Source organism: Lentzea sp. NPDC058436 (assembly GCF_042721515.1).
Classification (GTDB): domain Bacteria; phylum Actinomycetota; class Actinomycetes; order Mycobacteriales; family Pseudonocardiaceae; genus Lentzea.
This window is the reverse complement of record NZ_JBHXLF010000012.1, coordinates 76,720-93,840: the sequence shown is the minus strand read 5'-3', so window position 1 is coordinate 93,840 and position 17,121 is coordinate 76,720. Positions and strand designations below refer to the sequence as shown.

Annotated in this window: 19 protein-coding genes; 10 read left to right on the top strand and 9 right to left on the bottom strand. The window is 68.8% G+C overall.

All coding sequences use genetic code 11. From position 1 onward, the window contains the following. Nucleotides 1–32: 32 nt before the first annotated feature. The gene (gene mca, locus ACFWN2_RS32180; RefSeq protein ID WP_382433860.1) at nucleotides 33–902 is read right to left on the bottom strand and encodes a mycothiol conjugate amidase Mca; all 870 of its coding nucleotides are present in this window, start codon (nucleotides 900–902) and stop codon (nucleotides 33–35) included. On the opposite strand from mca, the gene ACFWN2_RS32175 reads away from it, so the two are divergent. Together ACFWN2_RS32175 and greA are read left to right on the top strand one after the other, a co-directional pair. Beyond that, nucleotides 901–1,419 carry a DUF4307 domain-containing protein gene (locus ACFWN2_RS32175; RefSeq protein ID WP_382433858.1) on the top strand — a complete coding sequence of 173 codons (519 nt, stop codon included), beginning with the start codon at nucleotides 901–903 and terminating at the stop codon, nucleotides 1,417–1,419. The genes mca and ACFWN2_RS32175 overlap by 2 nt on opposite strands. Before the next feature lie 187 nt (nucleotides 1,420–1,606). Further along, nucleotides 1,607–2,101 carry a transcription elongation factor GreA gene (gene greA / locus ACFWN2_RS32170; RefSeq protein ID WP_177320718.1) on the top strand — a complete coding sequence of 165 codons (495 nt, stop codon included), beginning with the start codon at nucleotides 1,607–1,609 and terminating at the stop codon, nucleotides 2,099–2,101. Nucleotides 2,102–2,129: 28 nt separating this feature from the next. Here greA and ACFWN2_RS32165 read toward each other — a convergent pair whose 3' ends face one another. Further along, nucleotides 2,130–2,639 carry an Lrp/AsnC family transcriptional regulator gene (locus tag ACFWN2_RS32165; protein ID WP_382433856.1) on the bottom strand — a complete coding sequence of 170 codons (510 nt, stop codon included), beginning with the start codon at nucleotides 2,637–2,639 and terminating at the stop codon, nucleotides 2,130–2,132. A gap of 74 nt (nucleotides 2,640–2,713) precedes the next feature. Between ACFWN2_RS32165 and hppD the strand changes: the two genes are divergently transcribed. Both hppD and ACFWN2_RS32155 read left to right on the top strand, forming a co-directional pair. Next, on the top strand, nucleotides 2,714–3,895 hold the full coding sequence (gene hppD / locus ACFWN2_RS32160; RefSeq protein WP_382433854.1) for a 4-hydroxyphenylpyruvate dioxygenase: 1,182 nt from the start codon (nucleotides 2,714–2,716) through the stop codon (nucleotides 3,893–3,895). A gap of 54 nt (nucleotides 3,896–3,949) precedes the next feature. Continuing rightward, nucleotides 3,950–4,192 carry a hypothetical protein gene (locus ACFWN2_RS32155; protein WP_191305760.1) on the top strand — a complete coding sequence of 81 codons (243 nt, stop codon included), beginning with the start codon at nucleotides 3,950–3,952 and terminating at the stop codon, nucleotides 4,190–4,192. A 58-nt stretch (nucleotides 4,193–4,250) separates the two neighbouring features. Here ACFWN2_RS32155 and ACFWN2_RS32150 read toward each other — a convergent pair whose 3' ends face one another. The 3 genes from ACFWN2_RS32150 to ACFWN2_RS32140 form a co-directional block, all read right to left on the bottom strand. Then, entirely contained in the window at nucleotides 4,251–5,396 is a 1,146-nt protein-coding gene (locus tag ACFWN2_RS32150) for a cystathionine gamma-synthase (RefSeq protein ID WP_382433852.1), read from the bottom strand. A 115-nt stretch (nucleotides 5,397–5,511) separates the two neighbouring features. Then, on the bottom strand, nucleotides 5,512–6,594 hold the full coding sequence (locus ACFWN2_RS32145) for an RDD family protein (protein ID WP_382433850.1): 1,083 nt from the start codon (nucleotides 6,592–6,594) through the stop codon (nucleotides 5,512–5,514). Between the two features lie 88 nt (nucleotides 6,595–6,682). Beyond that, nucleotides 6,683–8,053: a cystathionine beta-synthase gene (locus tag ACFWN2_RS32140; protein ID WP_382433848.1), complete on the bottom strand. Its 1,371-nt coding sequence runs from the start codon at nucleotides 8,051–8,053 to the stop codon at nucleotides 6,683–6,685. A 118-nt stretch (nucleotides 8,054–8,171) separates the two neighbouring features. On the opposite strand from ACFWN2_RS32140, the gene ACFWN2_RS32135 reads away from it, so the two are divergent. From ACFWN2_RS32135 to ACFWN2_RS32125, 3 genes are all read left to right on the top strand, one after another. Beyond that, nucleotides 8,172–9,044 (top strand): SGNH/GDSL hydrolase family protein, encoded by an 873-nt coding sequence (locus tag ACFWN2_RS32135; RefSeq protein ID WP_382433846.1) that lies wholly within the window; start codon nucleotides 8,172–8,174, stop codon nucleotides 9,042–9,044. Between the two features lie 92 nt (nucleotides 9,045–9,136). Further along, complete coding sequence (locus ACFWN2_RS32130; protein ID WP_382433844.1) at nucleotides 9,137–10,357, top strand: acetyl-CoA C-acetyltransferase; 1,221 nt, start codon at nucleotides 9,137–9,139, stop codon at nucleotides 10,355–10,357. Between the two features lie 162 nt (nucleotides 10,358–10,519). After that, nucleotides 10,520–10,729: a hypothetical protein gene (locus tag ACFWN2_RS32125; RefSeq protein WP_382433842.1), complete on the top strand. Its 210-nt coding sequence runs from the start codon at nucleotides 10,520–10,522 to the stop codon at nucleotides 10,727–10,729. On the opposite strand, the gene ACFWN2_RS32120 is transcribed toward ACFWN2_RS32125, so the two are convergent. From ACFWN2_RS32120 to ACFWN2_RS32110, 3 genes are all read right to left on the bottom strand, one after another. Beyond that, nucleotides 10,726–11,136, bottom strand: a complete 411-nt coding sequence (locus ACFWN2_RS32120; protein WP_382433840.1) for a GNAT family N-acetyltransferase — start codon at nucleotides 11,134–11,136, stop codon at nucleotides 10,726–10,728. The two genes, ACFWN2_RS32125 and ACFWN2_RS32120, sit on opposite strands and share 4 nt — an antisense overlap. A gap of 10 nt (nucleotides 11,137–11,146) precedes the next feature. Then, nucleotides 11,147–11,485, bottom strand: coding sequence for a HEAT repeat domain-containing protein (locus ACFWN2_RS32115; RefSeq protein WP_382433838.1), 339 nt, complete (start codon nucleotides 11,483–11,485; stop codon nucleotides 11,147–11,149). Between the two features lie 67 nt (nucleotides 11,486–11,552). After that, nucleotides 11,553–12,359, bottom strand: a complete 807-nt coding sequence (locus tag ACFWN2_RS32110; RefSeq protein WP_382433836.1) for a Bax inhibitor-1/YccA family protein — start codon at nucleotides 12,357–12,359, stop codon at nucleotides 11,553–11,555. Between the two features lie 318 nt (nucleotides 12,360–12,677). On the opposite strand from ACFWN2_RS32110, the gene ACFWN2_RS32105 reads away from it, so the two are divergent. The 3 genes from ACFWN2_RS32105 to ACFWN2_RS32095 all read left to right on the top strand — a co-directional run bounded on the left by ACFWN2_RS32105 (nucleotide 12,678) and on the right by ACFWN2_RS32095 (nucleotide 15,986). After that, nucleotides 12,678–14,066 carry a collagen binding domain-containing protein gene (locus tag ACFWN2_RS32105; RefSeq protein WP_382433834.1) on the top strand — a complete coding sequence of 463 codons (1,389 nt, stop codon included), beginning with the start codon at nucleotides 12,678–12,680 and terminating at the stop codon, nucleotides 14,064–14,066. Further along, nucleotides 14,051–14,764, top strand: coding sequence for a class F sortase (locus ACFWN2_RS32100; RefSeq protein WP_382433832.1), 714 nt, complete (start codon nucleotides 14,051–14,053; stop codon nucleotides 14,762–14,764). The genes ACFWN2_RS32105 and ACFWN2_RS32100 overlap by 16 nt, the downstream gene beginning before the upstream one ends. Nucleotides 14,765–14,933: 169 nt before the next feature. Continuing rightward, entirely contained in the window at nucleotides 14,934–15,986 is a 1,053-nt protein-coding gene (locus ACFWN2_RS32095) for a polysaccharide deacetylase (RefSeq protein ID WP_382433830.1), read from the top strand. Nucleotides 15,987–16,014: 28 nt separating this feature from the next. Here ACFWN2_RS32095 and ACFWN2_RS32090 read toward each other — a convergent pair whose 3' ends face one another. Next, nucleotides 16,015–17,007 (bottom strand): PQQ-dependent sugar dehydrogenase, encoded by a 993-nt coding sequence (locus tag ACFWN2_RS32090; protein ID WP_382433828.1) that lies wholly within the window; start codon nucleotides 17,005–17,007, stop codon nucleotides 16,015–16,017. Nucleotides 17,008–17,121: the final 114 nt, after the last annotated feature.

Here is a 17,121-nt window from a genome sequence, read left to right as displayed (position 1 = left end):
GCTGCCGAGGGAGAAGTCTGGGGAGAGCACCCCTAGACCTTAACTCCGGCGAACAGGTCGTTCTCCGGCAGCGTCGAGTCGACCTGCGAGCGGACGAGCTCGTACTCCTCGGTCGGCCAGATCTCCCGCTGCAGTTCCATCGGGATCCCGAACCAGCGACTGGTCGGGTCGATCTGGGTGGCGTGCGCCTTCAGTGCCTCGTCGCGGACGTCGAAGTACTCCGCGCACTCGACCTGCGTGGTGACGCGCTCCATGACGTCGGGGCGGTCGCTGTTCCAGTTCGCGAGCCACTCGGCGTACGGCGACTCCATGCCGCGGGCCTCCATCGCCTCGTGGAACGCGACGATCTTGGCGCGGGAGAAGCCGTGGCCGTAGTAGACCTTCTGCGTCTCCCAGGCCTCGCCCAGCTCCGGCTTGTACGAGGCGTCGGAGGCGGCGTCGAGGGCCGCCATCGAGATCTCGTGCGTGCGGATGTGGTCCGGGTGCGGGTAGCCGCCGTTCTCGTCGTAGGTCACGACGACGTGCGGGCGGAAGTCGCGGATGGCCTCCACCAGGGACGGCACCGACTCCTCCAGCGGCACGAGGGCGAAGCACCCCTCGGGCAGCGGCGGCAGCGGGTCGCCCTCGGGAAGGCCCGAGTCCTTGAAGCCCAGCCAGCGGTGCTGGATGCCGAGGATCTTGGCCGCGTTGGCCATCTCCTCGCGGCGGACCTCGATGATGTTCTCGAGCACGTCCGGCTTGTCCATCGCCGGGTTGAGGATGCTGCCCGCACCACCGTCGGTGCAGGTCACGACCATCACGTCGTGCCCTTCCGCGATGTAGCGAGCCATCGAGGCCGCGCCCTTGCTCGACTCGTCGTCGGGATGTGCGTGCACTGCCATAAGGCGCAGCTTGTCGGCCATGACCCCCGTGGTCCTCCTGTGTGAACGGTCCTGCGACACTCATCAACTGAACGTCGGGCACCATTGTTCCCCAGAGACCGAGGAGGACGCGGAAGTGGCACAGCGCGTGCTCCCCGAGGGGCGCTACAGCAAGCAGACCCGCAAGCCGCTCAGCAAATGGGCGCGATGGGCATTACTCGCTGTAGCCGTTGCGATAGGTGCCGTCATCGCCTTCGTCGGTTACCGAAATCTCGGCACAAAGCCGATCGAGGCGAAGCAGACCGCGTTCACCATCATCGGCGACGACCAGGTGAAGGTCAGTTTCGAGGTTTCCCGCGATCAACCGGAGCGTGCCGCCGTCTGCATCATTCGGGCCCGATCACAGGACGGGGACGAAGCAGGTCGGCGTGAAGTTCTGGTTCCGCCCGGAAATGACGTCGTCGTCGAGACAACTGTTCTCCGCACCTCGAAGCCGCCGGTCACCGGCGAAGTGTTCGGGTGCTCCTACCAGGTTCCCGCCTACTTGTCCACGACCTAGCGGCCAAGCGGGTGATCTGCGGTTTAAACGGCGAGATGGGGAACAAATCGCCGTCGCTGAACGTTGTCTCCGTGTTACTATTGCAGCTCAAGCACGGCCCCGGCGCGGGCCGTGTTTTTCCGTTCCGAGCCTCAGGCCCGGGAACTATCTGGTGCACACGCATGCGCCAGAGCAAGACGAGGAGTTGGTGACCGTGAGCGACACCCAGGTGACCTGGCTGACCCAGGAGGCCTACGACCGGCTCAAGGCTGAGCTGGACGAACTGATCGCGTACCGCCCGGTCATGGCTGCCGAGATCAACGCCCGTCGCGAAGAGGGCGACCTCCGCGAGAACGGCGGCTACCACGCGGCTCGCGAGGAGCAGGGCAAGCAGGAGGCGCGCATCCGCCAGCTGCACGAGCTGCTCCAGGCCGCGAAGGTCGGCGAGGCTCCCACCACCAAGGGTGTCGCGGCACCGGGCACGGTGCTCACGATCCGCTACGAGGGTGACGACGAGGCGGAGACGTTCCTCCTCGCGACCCGCGAAGAGGGTGCGCACGGCGAGATGGAGGTCTACTCCCCGCTTTCGCCTCTCGGCAAGGCCCTGAACGGCGCGAAGGACGGCGAGACCGTCTCTTACGAGCTGCCGAACGGCAAGCAGCAGAAGGTCACGCTGATCTCCGCTGTTCCTTACCAGGCGTAGTCACGCCACACGACGTGCGAGGGGCCGGTCACTTCGGTGACCGGCCCTTCACGCGTTCCAGGAGGGGCCGCACGCGTGGGGGCACTGGCGTCGACAGCGCGATCGACGTCGACAGCCGCCGGACGTGAGGAACGTCGACGATGTGATCGACGACGCGCTGCAGGTCCGAGTTCGACCTCGCGACCACGCGCACGAACAGGTCGCCCTGGCCGGTCGTCGCGTGCACCTCGCACACCTCGGGGATCGCGGCCAGGCCCTCGCACACCTCCGCGCGCCGTCCCTGCGCGATCTCGACCATCGCGAACGCCGTCAGCCCGTACCCCATGGCGCCGAGGTCGAGCGCCGGCGGGAACCCGGTGAGCACCCCGCGTTCGACGAGCCGGTCGAGCCTGGCCTGCACGGTTCCCCGCGCGACCCCCAGCCGGCGCGAACATTCGAGGACGCCGAGACGCGGTTCGTCCGTCAAGAGCAGGAGCAGCCTTGCGTCCAACTCGTCCACGACCTGGTCAGAGTGCTCACTCTGCTGATCAGAAGGCATAGATCACTATACAAGTTGTCCTGAGAAATCGCTGACTGTTGCTCACCCTGCTAGGTCGACTCATGCTGATGGACATGACGCAGCAGCTTGACGACGTGAGCTACGACCAGCTCCGCCAGCTCGTGGGGTTGGTCGACTACGACGCGACCAAGGACCCCTTTCCTGTGCGCGCCATGGACGCTGTGGTGTTCGTCGCGGGCAACGCCACGCAGACCGCGTGGCTCTACCAGGTGGCGTTCGGCATGGAGCTCGTGGCCTACGCGGGCCCCGAGACCGGCCAGCGCACCCACAAGTCGTTCGTGCTGAAGTCGGGCTCGGCCCGCTTCGTGATCAACGGCGGCGTGACCCCGGGCTCCGAGCTCCTCGACCACCACCGCCGCCACGGCGACGGCGTCGTGGACCTGGCGCTGGAGGTCGGCGACGTCGACCAGTGCGTCAGGCACGCCCGCGAGCAGGGCGCGACCGTCCTCGAAGAGCCGCACGACGTGTCCGACGAGCACGGCACCGTGCGCATGGCCGCGATCGCCACCTACGGCGAGACCCGCCACACGCTCGTCGACCGCTCCAAGTACACCGGCATCTACCTGCCCGGTTTCGTCGCCCGCAGCTCCACGGTGAAGCGTCCGGAAGGTGCTCCGAAGCGCCTCTTCCAGGCCGTCGACCACTGCGTCGGCAACGTCGAGCTCGGCAAGATGGACTACTGGGTCGAGTGGTACAACCGCGTCATGGGCTTCGTGAACATGGCGGAGTTCATCGGCGACGACATCGCCACCGACTACTCGGCGCTGATGTCGAAGGTCGTCTCCAACGGCAACCACCGCGTCAAGTTCCCGCTGAACGAGCCGGCGATCGCGAAGAAGAAGTCGCAGATCGACGAGTACCTCGAGTTCTACGAGGGCGCGGGCGTCCAGCACATCGCGCTGGCGACCAACGACATCATCGCCACGGTCACGGCCATGCGCGACGCGGGCGTCGAGTTCCTGGAGACCCCGGACTCCTACTACGACGACCCGGCCCTGCGCGCCCGCATCGGCGAGGTCCGCGTTCCGATCGAGGTCCTGAAGGAGCACCGCATCCTGGTCGACCGCGACGAGGACGGCTACCTGCTGCAGATCTTCACGAAGCCGATCGGCGACCGCCCGACCGTCTTCTACGAGATGATCGAGCGCCACGGCTCGCTGGGCTTCGGCAAGGGCAACTTCAAGGCCCTTTTCGAGGCGATCGAGCGCGAACAGGAGCGACGGGGCAACCTCTGACGCCGATCCCCCGGTAGGCTGCCTTACGGGGGACTCACATCGGGTGGAGGTGGCATGGCATTCGCGCGACGCGTGGCCGCGGTAGTTCCGCTGGTCGGAGCCGTGACCACGGCTGTGGCACTGACCGGCGCGGCGTTCCTGACCGTGGCGCACGCGGGTTGTGACGAGGCCGGCCGCTTCGTCCGCACCGGCGACACGCTGCAGTTCGTCGGCGGCTGTGTGAACGGCGCCGATCTACCGGCGGCGCCGACGGCCGAGGCCGAGAACGTGGACAGGTTCGGCTCGAAGAAGCCGTAGCAGAACGAACGCGGGGCCCTTTCAGTGCGAAAGGGCCCCGCGTGCGTTTCAGGGTGGATCAGCCGAGGGCTTCGAGCAGGTCCGCCACCAGGTCGTCACCGGACTCGATGCCCACCGACACGCGGACCAGGTCCGCGGGCACCTCCAGCAGGGACCCGGAAGTGGACGCGTGCGTCATCTTCCCGGGGTGCTCGATCAGCGACTCGACGCCGCCCAGCGACTCGGCCAGCAGGAACAGCTTGGTCCGCGCGCAGACCTCCAGCGCCGCCTCCTCGCCCCCGTCGACGATGAACGACACCATCCCGCCGAACCGGCTCATCTGCTTGGCGGCGACGGCGTGCCCGGGGTGCGACTCCAGCCCGGGGTAGATGACCTTCTTGACCTTCGGGTGCCGGGTCAGCGCCTCGGCGACCAACTCGGCGTTGTCCGAGTGCTTCTCCATGCGCAACTGCAGCGTCTTGATGCCGCGCAGCGTCAGGTAGGCGTCGAACGGACCGGGCACCGCGCCGGCGCCGTTCTGCAGGAACCCGAAGGCGGCGTCGATCTCCTCGTCGGAGGTGATCAGCGCGCCACCGACGACGTCGGAGTGCCCGCCGACGTACTTGGTCGTGGAGTGCAGCACCACGTCCGCGCCGAGCTCCAGCGGAGTCTGCAGGGCGGGCGAGGCGAAGGTGTTGTCCACCACCAGCTTGGCGCCGGCCTCGTGCGCGACGGAGGCGATGGCGGCGATGTCGCCGATGTTCAGCAGCGGGTTGGTCGGCGTCTCGATCCACACGAGCTTGGTCTCGGGGCGGATGGCGGCGCGGATGGCGTCGACGTCCGACACCGGCGCCGGGGAGTGGGTGACGCCCCACTGCGAGAAGACCTTGTCGATCAGCCGGAACGTGCCGCCGTACGCGTCGTTCGGGATGACGATGTGGTCGCCGGGCTTGAGGAACGTGCGCAGCGCGGCGTCGGTCGCACCCATGCCGGAGGAGAACGCACGGCCGTAGCGGCCGCGTTCGAGCGACGCGAGGCAGGTCTCCAGCGCGCGGCGGGTCGGGTTGCCGGTCCGCGAGTACTCGAAGCCCTCACGCAGGCCGCCGACGCCGTCCTGGGCGTACGTGGAGGTCGCGTAGATGGGGACGTTCACCGCACCCGTGGTCGGGTCCGGGTCCTGACCGGCGTGAATCGCCCTGGTGGCGAAGCCGTATGGGGTGCTCATGTCCGAAGGGTACTCACCCGTCTGGCGGTCGACGGCCGGAGTCCACGTCGTGAACACCCCGGAAAAGACTCAGCCCCCGGCCACCACGAGGTGACCGGGGGCTGCGCCGTTGGCTTTACCAGCCCTGCTGCTGACCGCCGTAACCCTGCTGCGGAGGCTGGCCGTAGCCGCCCTGCTGGGGCTGCTGCGGGTAACCGCCGGTGCTCGGCTGCTGCGGGTAGCCACCGGTGCCGCCGCCGTACTGCGAGGCGGTCTCCGGGGCGTTGATCACGATGGACTTCATGATCTTGTCGGCCCAGGTCTGCTTCTTGACCTCCCACAACGGGGCGAAGAAGCCCGCGTAGCAGGGGATGCCGTCGACGACGTGGCACAGCTGGCGCACGAACGTGGTGCCGGCGCCGAGCGGCTGCATGGTCTCCTCGGAGACCAGCTTGATCTTGGCGATCTTCTTGCCGATCGTCTGGCCCGTCGCACCCTGCCGGATGATGGTGTTCCAGATGAAGAAGCCGAGCAGGCCCAGGTAGAGGACCAGCGCGATGATGCCGAAGAGGCCGGCCATCGTCGCGTCACCGGACGAGGCGCCGATGATCGTCAGCACCGTTCCGACGCCGTAGACCACGATGCCGGGGCCGACCACGTCGATCAGGTAGCCGATGGCGCGCTGGCCCCACTCGGCGTAGCCGGTGGGCGGCGGCGGTGCCATGCCGTAGGCGGGCTGGCCGTAGCCGCCGGGCTGGCCGTACGCCTGCTGCTGCGGCTGGCCGTACGGGTTCGACTGCGGTGCGCCGTAGGGCTGCTGCGGCTGACCGTAGGCACCCGCGGCCGGCTGGCCGTACGGGTTGGACTGCGGTGCGCCGTACGGCTGCTGCTGCGGCGGTGCGCCGTAGGCCGGCGGCTGCTGCGGCGGAGCGCCGTACGGGGGCGGCGGCTGCTGGGCGGGGAAACCGCCGGAGCCGGGACCCTGTGCGGCGAAACCACCCGAAGCGGGCGGCGTCTGCCCGGGGCTGACGACCTGGGTGGCGTCCGCGTTCTGCTGCGGTGCGGCAGGAGCCTGTCCAGGCGAGACGACCTGCGTCGCGTCCGGGTTGGGGTTCGCCGCTGACGGCTGGCCACCTCCCGGGACGATCTGCGTTGCGTCCGCGTTGGGCTCCTGCGGCTGACCGCCGAACGGATTTCCTGGCGGCTGCGGAGCGTTCATCCGGTTTCCAACCCCCTTGGCTGGGCCGTGTACGAGTGAGACTGGTGTTGATCGGGCGTCACGCTATCGGACGCACGGGGTTCTACGCTCAGCGACCAGCCAAGAAGCCCAGAATGTCCTGCCGGGTCACGACGCCGGCGGGCTTGCCGTCCTCCAGCACGAGGGCCGCGTCGGCGTGCGACAGGGCGTTCATGGCGATGCCGACCGGCTCACCGGCGCCGAGCGTCGGCAGCGGCGGCGACATGTGCTTGTCGAGGCGGTCGGCGAGCTGCGCCTTGCCGGTGAACAGGGCGTCGAGCAGGTCGCGCTCGTTGACCGCGCCCGCGACCTCGGCCGCCATGATGGGCGGTTCGGCGTTGACGACGGGCATCTGCGAGACGCCGAACTCGCGCAGGATCGCGACGGCGTCACCCACGGTCTCGTTCGGGTGAGCGTGCACGAGGTCGGGGAGCATGCCGCCCTTGCGGCGCAGCACGTCGCCGACGGTGGCGCCGGTCGAGTCGGGCGGCAGGAAGCCGTAGGACGCCATCCAGCGGTCGTTGAAGACCTTGGACAGGTAGCCGCGGCCGCCGTCCGGGAGGATCACGACGACGACGGCGTCCTCGGGCAGGTCGCGGGCGATGCGCAGCGCGGCGGCGGCCGCCATGCCGCACGAACCGCCGACGAGCAGGCCTTCCTCACGGGCGAGGCGGCGCGTGACGTCGAACGAGTCGGCGTCGGAGACCTCGACGATCTGGTCGGCGACGGTCTTGTCGTAGGCCTCCGGCCAGAAGTCCTCGCCGACGCCCTCGACGAGGTACGGGCGGCCGGTGCCGCCGGAGTAGACGGAGCCCTCCGGGTCGGCGCCGATGACCTGCACGGCGCCGTTGGAGATGTCCTTGAGGTAGCGGCCGGTGCCGGAGATCGTGCCGCCGGTGCCGACGCCCGCGACGAAGTGGGTGATCTTGCCCTCGGTCTGGCGCCAGATCTCGGGGCCGGTCTGGTGGTAGTGGCTCGCCGGGTTCTCCGGGTTGGAGTACTGGTCGGGCTTCCACGCGTCGGGGATCTCGCGGACCAGCCGGTCGGAGACGTTGTAGTAGGAGTCCGGGTGCTCGGGCGCGACGGCGGTCGGGCAGACCACGACCTCGGCGCCGTAGGCCTTGAGGACGTTGCGCTTGTCCTCGCTGACCTTGTCCGGGCAGACGAACACGCACTTGTAGCCCTTGCGCTGGGCGACCAGGGCGAGGCCGACGCCGGTGTTGCCCGAGGTCGGCTCGACGATCGTGCCGCCGGGCCGCAGCTCACCGGACTTCTCGGCCGCCTCGACCATCCGCAGCGCGATGCGGTCCTTCACGCTGCCGCCGGGGTTCAGGTACTCGACCTTCGCCAGCACCGTGGCCTTGATGCCCGTCGTCAGCGAGTTGAGCTTGACCAGCGGCGTGTTGCCGACCAGATCGACGACGTGTTCGACGTACTCCACCGGTATCTACTCCCCTGCTCCCACACTCCGAGATAGCGGGACGAAGCGTAGCTCTAGTGGCTGCGGAGGTTGATTCGAACAGCGAGGCCGACGATTCCGGGGGAAGGAGGTGGTGCGGATGATCGGGCTGAGAACGCTGCGCGCGGTGGCGATGACCGCCGCGACGCTCGGAGGGCTGTCCGGTGCGCTGGTCGGCCTGCTCACGGAGCAGGGAAGACGTGCTCGGGTGGCCATCGGCGTGCTGGAGCACCTCTGGCCGGCGCCGGACGGCGTGTACCTCGACGACGGCGGCGACCCGGTGCGGCTGGCGGTGCTCGGCGACTCGATGGCGGTGGGCGTCGGTGTGACCCATCCCTCGCAGATGCCGGGCGTGTTGCTGGCCGAGGCGCTCGCGGAGGAGGCGGGACGGCCGGTGCGCCTGTCGACGTACGCCGTCAGCGGGTCGACCACGCGTGACCTGGTGCCGCAGGTCGACGCGGCCGTGCGGGACGCGCCGCAGGTGGCGTTGATCATCATCGGCGCGAACGACGTGACGTCGCGGATGGGCACCGCCGACTCGGCCCGGCTGCTGGCCGAGCAGGTGCGCAGGCTGCGCGCGGTCGGGTGCGGCGTCGTCGTCGGCACCTGCCCCGACCTCGGGACGGTGCGGCCGATCGCCCAGCCGTTGCGGGCGATCGGTCACCGCTACAGCGTGCGTCTCGCGGCCGCGCAGACCGTTGCCGTGCGCAGTGCCGGTGGTGTGCCGGTGTCGTTGGGGAACCTGCTGGCGCCGGAGTTCATGGCGCGGCACGTCGACATGTTCAGCTCGGACCGCTTCCACCCCAGCGCGGCGGGCTACGAGGCGGCGGCGGGCGTGCTGCTGGCGCCGTTGTGCCAGGTGGCGGGACTGTGGCCGGTCTGGGGCGCTCCCGCGGTGCCGATCCGGTCGGCGGCGGCACTGGCGCTGCGGCCGTCCCGCGTGCCGGCGTGGCTGCAGAAGCGGCACGCGTGAGTTTCGGAAATCCTCGTCACTCGCGCTGGCCGGGGTGAGCGGGCGTTAACTAGGCTCGACGGCAACCTTGACTCTCAACGAGGAGTTTCGTGATGCCTGAGGCCGTGATCGTCTCCGCTGCCCGCTCTCCCATCGGCCGCGCGGGCAAGGGCTCGCTGAAGGACGTCCGTCCCGACGACCTGGTGGCGCGGATGATCCGCGCGGCGCTGGACAAGGTGCCGCAGCTCGACCCCGCGCAGATCGACGACCTGATGCTCGGCTGCGGCCTGCCCGGCGGCGAGCAGGGCTTCAACATGGCGCGCATCGTCTCCGTGCTGCTGGGCTACGACAACCTGCCCGGCACGACCGTGACCCGGTACTGCGCCTCGTCGCTGCAGACCACGCGCATGGCGCTGCACGCCATCAAGGCGGGCGAGGGCGACGTGTTCATCTCCGCGGGCGTCGAGGCGGTGTCGCGGTTCGCCAAGGGCAGCTCCGACTCGTGGCCCGACACGCACAACCCGCTGTTCGGCGAGGCCGAGGCGCGCACCGCGTCCGTCGCGGCCTCGGGTGCTTCGGAGTGGGTCGACCCGCGCACGCTCGACGTCGTGCCGGACGTCTACGTCCCGATGGGCCAGACCGCCGAGAACCTGGCTCTGTTGAAGGGGATCTCGCGCCAGGAGATGGACGAGTTCGGCGTCCGCTCGCAGAACCTCGCCGAGAAGGCCATCGCGGACGGCTTCTGGACCCGCGAGATCACGCCGGTCGAGCTGCCCGACGGCACCGTGGTGTCGTCCGACGACGGCCCGCGCGCCGGCGTCACCTACGAGGCCGTCTCCCAGCTCAAGCCCGTCTTCCGCCCGGACGGCCGCATCAACGCCGGCAACTGCTGCCCGCTCAACGACGGCGCAGCGGCCCTGGTGATCATGTCCGACACGAAGGCCCGCGAGCTCGGCATCACGCCGCTCGCCCGCATCGTGTCGACCGGCGTCTCGGGCCTGTCGCCGGAGATCATGGGCCTCGGCCCGGTCGAGGCCTCGAAGCGCGCACTGGCGCTGGCGGGCCTGTCGGTCTCCGACATCGACCTCGTGGAGATCAACGAGGCGTTCGCCGCCCAGGTGATCCCGTCCTACCAGGACCTCGGCATCGACCTGGACCGCCTGAACGTCAACGGTGGCGCCATCGCCGTCGGCCACCCGTTCGGCATGACCGGCGCGCGCATCACCACGACCCTGATCAACTCGCTGCAGTTCCACGACAAGCAGTTCGGTCTGGAGACCATGTGCGTGGGCGGCGGCCAGGGCATGGCGATGGTCGTCGAGCGCCTGAGCTGATCTTCCGGTCAAGATCTGCAAATTGACGCCTGCAAGTAGCTCCGCTTCACCCGAACGGAGCTACTTGCCTACCCCCTTTCCGCCGATGAGACAAACATCGCGCAATGGCGTCATCAGGCGAGGGGAAGTCCGTCCCTACCGATGAGCAAGGAGGGGTCGGACATGCCTTACGTGTGGTGGCAAAGCGAATATGACCTGCAATGCCACGCTTTCCCTCTCGATCAAGCCGACGGTTCCCGGAGCTTTTACGAGGCCGTGTGCGAACATTCGGTTCCCGACGAACGAGTCTCGCGCGCGCAGGCCGGCGCGTTGTGCACGACCTGCCTGATCAAGGTGGGGACCGATCTGCCGGACGTGCGCTGGCGCGTCTAACGGCGCCACATCCCGATCGAGTCCGGTGCGCTCTCCACGAAGCCATGTCGTGCGTAGAGACGACGGCCGGGCGGGTCGGCGAGCAGGCTGACCAGCGCGTTCGGCGAAGCCTCACGGATCCTCGCCAGCAGCGCGGTCAGGATCGCGTCTCCCAGGCCCTTGCGTTGATGCCGCGGCAGCACCGCCATGTCGATGATGACGAAGTACGTGCCTCCGTCACCGACCACACGGCCCATGCCCGCGGTTTCGCCTGATTCCACGTGAATGACGATTGCGCTGGTCCACGCGCCGTTGATGCCGTTCTCGGCTTCTTCACGAGTGCGTTCGCTCAGGCCGGATTCTTTGCGCAGGCGCTGGTAGTCGTCGATCGACGGCGGTTGCATTGCGAGCCGGTACGCGGAGTCCACGCATTCCCCCTCAGTTGTGCGCGTTGTTCGTTCGATGACGGTAGAGGGCGGTCCGCGCCTCCTTCGTGTCGAGCAGTTCGAGACCGCGAACCGCCCAGGAGACGAGCGATTCGTCGTCGTGGTCCAGGTGCTCGACCAGGACCGGCAACGCCTCCGGCGAGCGCGCCTCGCCGATCAGCTCCAGCAGCCACGCCCTCAGGCCGCGGTCGCTCTCGGCCCGGAACGCCTCGACCAGGTCCGCCACGTGCTCGGCCGCGAGCGCGCGCAGCAGACCGAACCCGTCCTCGGCCTTCTGCGGATCGCGGCGGCGCATCAGCCACAGGGCCTCGTCGAACCTCTTCTTCGTCATCCCATCCCCCAGAACGCCGAAGGGGCGCCCCGCCGCAGCGGAACGCCCCTCCAGCACACCCCGGACGTCAGTCCGAGTTGAAGTACGACAGCAGGCGCAGGATCTCGGTGTACAGCCACACCAGGGTGACCGTGAGACCGAACGCGATCTGCCACGCGAACTTGGCCGGCACGCCGGCGCGGATCGCCTGGTCGGCGGCGTCGAAGTCGATCAGGAAGCTGAACGCCGCGAGGCCGATGCAGACGAGGCTGAAGATGATCGCGAGCGGGCCACCGCTGCGGAGGCCGAGGCCGCCGTCGGTGAAGAAGCTCATGATCAGGTTGAAGAGCATGAGGACGCCGACGCCGATGATCGCGCCGACGATCCACTTGGTGAACTTCGGCGTGACGCGGACCGCGCCCGTCTTGTAGACCACGAGCATGCCGGCGAAGACGCCGATCGTGCCGATGATGGCCTGGCCGATGATCACGACGCCCTGGCCGGGGGTACCGGTCATGCGGTCGACCATGGTGCCGATGATGCCGCTGAACGCGCCGAGGAAGACGCCCTCGACGGCCGCGTAGGCGATGACGAGCGGCGGGCTCGGCATGCGCTTGAACGTGATGATCAGCGCGAGCACGAGGCCGATGATCGCGGCCGGGAACAGCAGGAACCACGCCTGCATGAGGTACGTGACGACGGCGGTCGCGGCCACCACGGCGAGCGTGATGCCCGTCTTGGTGACGACGTCGTCGATCGTCATGGGCCGCTCGCTGGTCAGCGGCGGCGGGGCCTGCTGGTAACCGGCCTGGTCTGGCTGGCCGAAGCCTGCGTAGCCTCCGTACCCGCCGCCGGTCGGCAGGTTACGGAAAGCCGGGTTGCTGCTCGAGCGCACCTGGTCCTCCTGGGGCGTTGCTTTACGCCGTCACGGGGTACAACGAGCACGCTCTGTGCCATGTTCCCCATCGGTAAAGGCGACTTTACCCCCGGCGACGATCACACGTGCGCAAATAGTGCGCTAACTCCGGAGCGTTATGAGACTGCGGCGTGTCGCGGCGTGTCTCGCACGTTGGACGTAAGGCCCATCACATTCCATTCACAGTCACACCCTCTGTGACGAGACACTTCCCCCTCGTGGCGGCTTGTCCCCGGTGTGGGGGAACGAGAAGCTCGCACGCGGGATCTCACAGGTCAGAGGGGATGAAGATTCACCATGGGCTGGAAACGTCTGGCCGCCGTGGCGATGGTTTCGGGGCTCGCGCTCCTGACCGTTCCCGCGACGGCGTCAGCTGTCGGCGTCAAGGGGATCGGCCACAACGCTTCAGGACTCCAGCCCAACGCCACACCGGGCAGCGAGTGGCACGGCTCATACATCTGGCAGGACAAGCAGGTGTGGTGCGTCCAGTACGCGCTGCCCGCGCCGGACAGCAGCGTCGGCTACAAGGAAGGTGACGCGCTGCGCACCAAGGCGGGCAAGGACCTCGCCCCCGACATCGCGGCGAACATCTCCTACCTGCTGCTGCGCTACTCCACGACCAAGTCGGCGGACGAGGCGGCCGCGCTCGCGCACCTGTTGCACAGCTGGACGTCGGCGCCCGACGGTGACGTCAACTACGACGCGAAGGACGCGAACCACCTCGCCTACAACGCGGAGTTCTACGCCGCGCGCCTGCCGCAGTCCGTCATGGACACCGTCGCGCGCATCAAGGCCGACGCCGAGGCGAACCGCGGCCCGTGGGAGCTCAGCGCCACCGCGCCGAAGGAACCGCTGATCATCGACGCCGAGTCCACCTGGACGCTGTCGCTGGTGAAGGCGGACAAGAAGGGCGTCACGAACGCCCCGATCAACTTCACCCTGACCGACGCGAAGCTGGCCGACGGCGCCACCAGCGGCACTGCCACGACCGGCGCGGACGGCAGTCCCGCCGCCGTCAAGCTCATCGCCACCGGGCCCAAGCCGTCGATCGCGGCCGTCGCGGACTCGCCCGCGCTCAAGCCGGTCGTGCACTTCCCGATCCAGACCGAGAACATGCAGCGCATGGTCACGACCGGTGGCGAGCTGAAGCTGAACGCCGCCGCGAACACCACCGCCAAGACCGCTCCCGGTGCCGTGAAGATCACGAAGATCGACTCCGAGACCAAGAAGTCGATCGCGGGTGTCGCGCTGCGCGTCACGGCCAAGGACCAGACGTCCGCGGCGAAGAAGCAGGACGACACGGACCTCGTCGGCACCGACGGCAAGCCACTGGTGCTGCAGACCGGCGCCGACGGCACGGTCGAGGTGCCGGACCTGCGCACCCCGCAGGAGATCTGCCTCGTCGAGGTGGCCGCTCCCAAGGGTTATGAGGAGTTCTTCGACCCGAAGGCGCCGCCGTCCGCGTGCGGCACGCTCGCCGCGGGGCAGACGCTCGCGCTGGAACTGGTGAACAAGCCGAACAAGCCGGTCGTGCCGAGCACGATCCCCGCGGGTGCGGACGGCCAGACGCCGGTCGCGACCGCGTCGTTCGACACGCAACTGCGTCCGGGCCTGATGCTGACCGTGGGCGGCCTGGTGCTCCTCGGCGCGGCGCTGGCAGGCTTCCTGGTGTGGCGCAGGCAGTGAGTGGCAAGGCCTTTCTGACCGGTGCGCTGGTGGCGGGTGTGGCCGCCGCCAGCGTGCTGGTCGGCACGTCCGAGACCGCCGTCGTCAAGGGACGGGCGGTCGCGGACGAGATCCCGGTGGTCGGACCGGGACCGGTCGCGGACAGCCTGAGCACCGGGCGCGGTCCCGACCTCACCGGGCTGGCCGGCGGCGCGAACACCGCCAACGCCAGGCCCGCCGACCCCGCCCCGCAGCAACAGCAGCAGCCTGCACCGCCCAAGGCCGGCCCTGGTTCCGTGCGACTGCCCGCGGGCGGTTCGGCGACGTTGGTGCGCAAGGAGGTCAAAGACGGCGTGCTGCCGGTGCCCGACGGCATCGGCGAGGCGACCTGGTGGGGCACCGAGATCGGTGGCGCCGAGGGCGCGACGGTGCTGGCCGGGCACGTCGACTGGAAGGGCGCGAAGGGCCCGTTCGCGGAGCTGTGGCAGGCGCAGAACGGCCGTGACGTCGTCATCGCCGACAGCGCGGGCAAGGAGTTCAGGTTCCGCATCAAGCAGATCGAGACCGTGCGCAAGGAGGAGCTCCCGGCGCGCGCGGTCGAGTTCTTCGGTCCGCGCGGGCCGCACCGGCTGGTTCTCGTCACCTGCGGCGGCACGTGGATCGGCGGTCGACAGGGGTACGAGGCGAACAGAGTGGTCATCGCCGAACCCGTTCAGTGACCAATCGCGCACCTCACGCAACCCCTTCGGGTAACTAGTCGTCTCCTTTAGTGTGAAACGGTGGGGATGGTTGACCACGGGCGTGGCGCTGGGTCTGGTAGTGGCAATGGTGTGGACCCTCGGGTCGCGCGACGAACAGACTCCGGTGTCGGACTCGGGTCCCTTACCCATGGCGCCGAGACTGCCCGCTCCCAAGGACGCGGGGCCGACGCCGACGGTGCCCGCCCCCACCCCCGAGCAGCTCGCCAAGCAGCCGTGGATGCACAAGCTCGCGCCCGGTGAGAAGCCGCCGCAGTTCGTGCTCTTCTCCTTCGACGGCGCGGTGTCGAAGCAGCACTGGGACAAGGTCCTGCCGATCGCGAAGGCCAAGAACGCGCACGTCACCGGTCTGCTGTCCGGCGTGTACATGCTGGCGGACCAGGACGGCGACCAGTACCAGCCGCCGGCGGGTCTCAAGCGCGGCGTCTCCGACATCTCGTTCGGCGGCACCAGGCAGGACATCGCGGCCCGCATCGGCTACCTGAACCAGGTGATCGCCGACGGCCACGAGATCGGCACCCACTACAACGGCCACTTCTGCTCGGGCGGCACCCAGCCCTCGGTCGACAAGTGGGACACCGCAGCCTGGAACCAGGAGCTCGACCAGTTCAAGAAGCTCGTCGACAAGTCCCGCGCCGCCGGCCTCAACCTGCCCGCCGACGCCGTCCGGGGTGGACGGACGCCGTGCCTGGAAGGCAACTGGGACCAGGCCTTCCCGGCGATGGCCGCGCACGGGCTCGTCTACGACACCAGCAAGGTCGCGCTCGGCGTGCAGTGGCCGACCGTCCAGAACGGACTGTACGAGTTCCCGATGCCCGAGGTCCGCGTTCCCGCGCTGGGCAAGCAGGTCGTGATGATGGACTTCAACCTCTGGTACTCGCTCAACCAGGCCAAGGACCAGCCGGAACGCGCTGCGGACTTCTCCCAGATCGTGCTCGACACCTACAAGTCGGTGCACCAGGCCGCGTTGAACGGCAACCGCGCGCCGATCGTCGTCGGCAACCACTTCAACGAGTGGAACGGCAACGCGTTCTCGACGGCGATGGAGCAGTTCATGGAGTTCGTGTGCGACAAGCCGGAGACGGTCTGCGCCACCTACACCGAGGTGATCCAGTGGATGCAGCTGCAGGACCCGGCGGTGCTCGACCAGCTCCGCCGGATCCCCGCTGCCCGCAACTGGTGACGCGGCTGGGAACGCCCTGCCCTGCCGCTCAGCCGTCCGTGGAGATGATCCGGTCGTCGTTCGCGCCCGGTGAGCCGTTCGCGTCCTGGTTGGACGTTCCCAGCCACAGCGTGCCGTCCGGCGCCGTCGTGACCGCGCGCACGCGGCCGTAGCCGGTGAACACCGCCTGCGGGGTGCCGAGCGTGGTGCCGCTGACCGGGATCTTCCACACGCGCTTGCCCGTGACCGCGCCGACGTACAGCGAGTTCTTGTAGAACGCGATGCCGGTCGGGCCCGCCTGGCTGGTGGACCACGTCTTGACCGGGTTCGTCATGCCCGCCGTGCTGCAGTTGCCCTCACACGTCGGCCAGCCGTAGTTCTTGCCCGCCTCGATCCGGTTGATCTCGTCGGTCGAGTTGTTGCCGAACTCCGTGGCGTACGCGGTGGTGCCGATCCACGTGATGCCCTGGACGTTGCGGTGGCCGATCGAGTAGACGACGCTGCCGGCGCGGGGGTTGCCGGCTGCGGGCTGACCCGCGGCGTCGAAGCGGAGGACCTTGCCGCCCAACGAGTTCCAGTTCTGGGCGTTCGCGGTGTTCTGGCCGTCGCCCGTGGTGGCCCACAGGAAGCCGTCCGGACCCCATTCGAGGCCGCCGCCGTTGTGGTAGCGGTTCTTGGGGATCCCGGTCACGATCGGCTGCGGCGTACCGCCGAGCTGGAGCTTGGCGACGCGGTTGTCGCTCGCCGTCGAGTAGTAGATGAAGACCGAGTTGTCGGTCGCGAAGCTCTTCGAGACGGCGAGGCCGAGCAGTCCGCCCTCACCGCCGGTCGTCTGGGCCTGTTCCACCGTGTCCAGTTCGGTCACGGTCGTGCCGGAGATCTTCTTGATCTTGCGGGTGTCCCGCTCGGTGAAGATGCCGCTGCCGTCCGGCAGGAACTCGATGTCCCACGGGATGTCCAGCTTCGTGGCGAGGGTCCGTTCGGCCAGGACGGAGGGATCTTCCTGGGCCGAGGCGGGCAACGCGCAGAGGGACGCGGCCATGGCAGTGCAGGCTGCCGCCGCTGCGATTCGACGAGCACGCATCTGTGCTCTCCTTCTGGTCCGCTCGGAGTTGGGCTGCGGCGGCGGTGTTGCAGGGCGTGTTCACGCAATCAC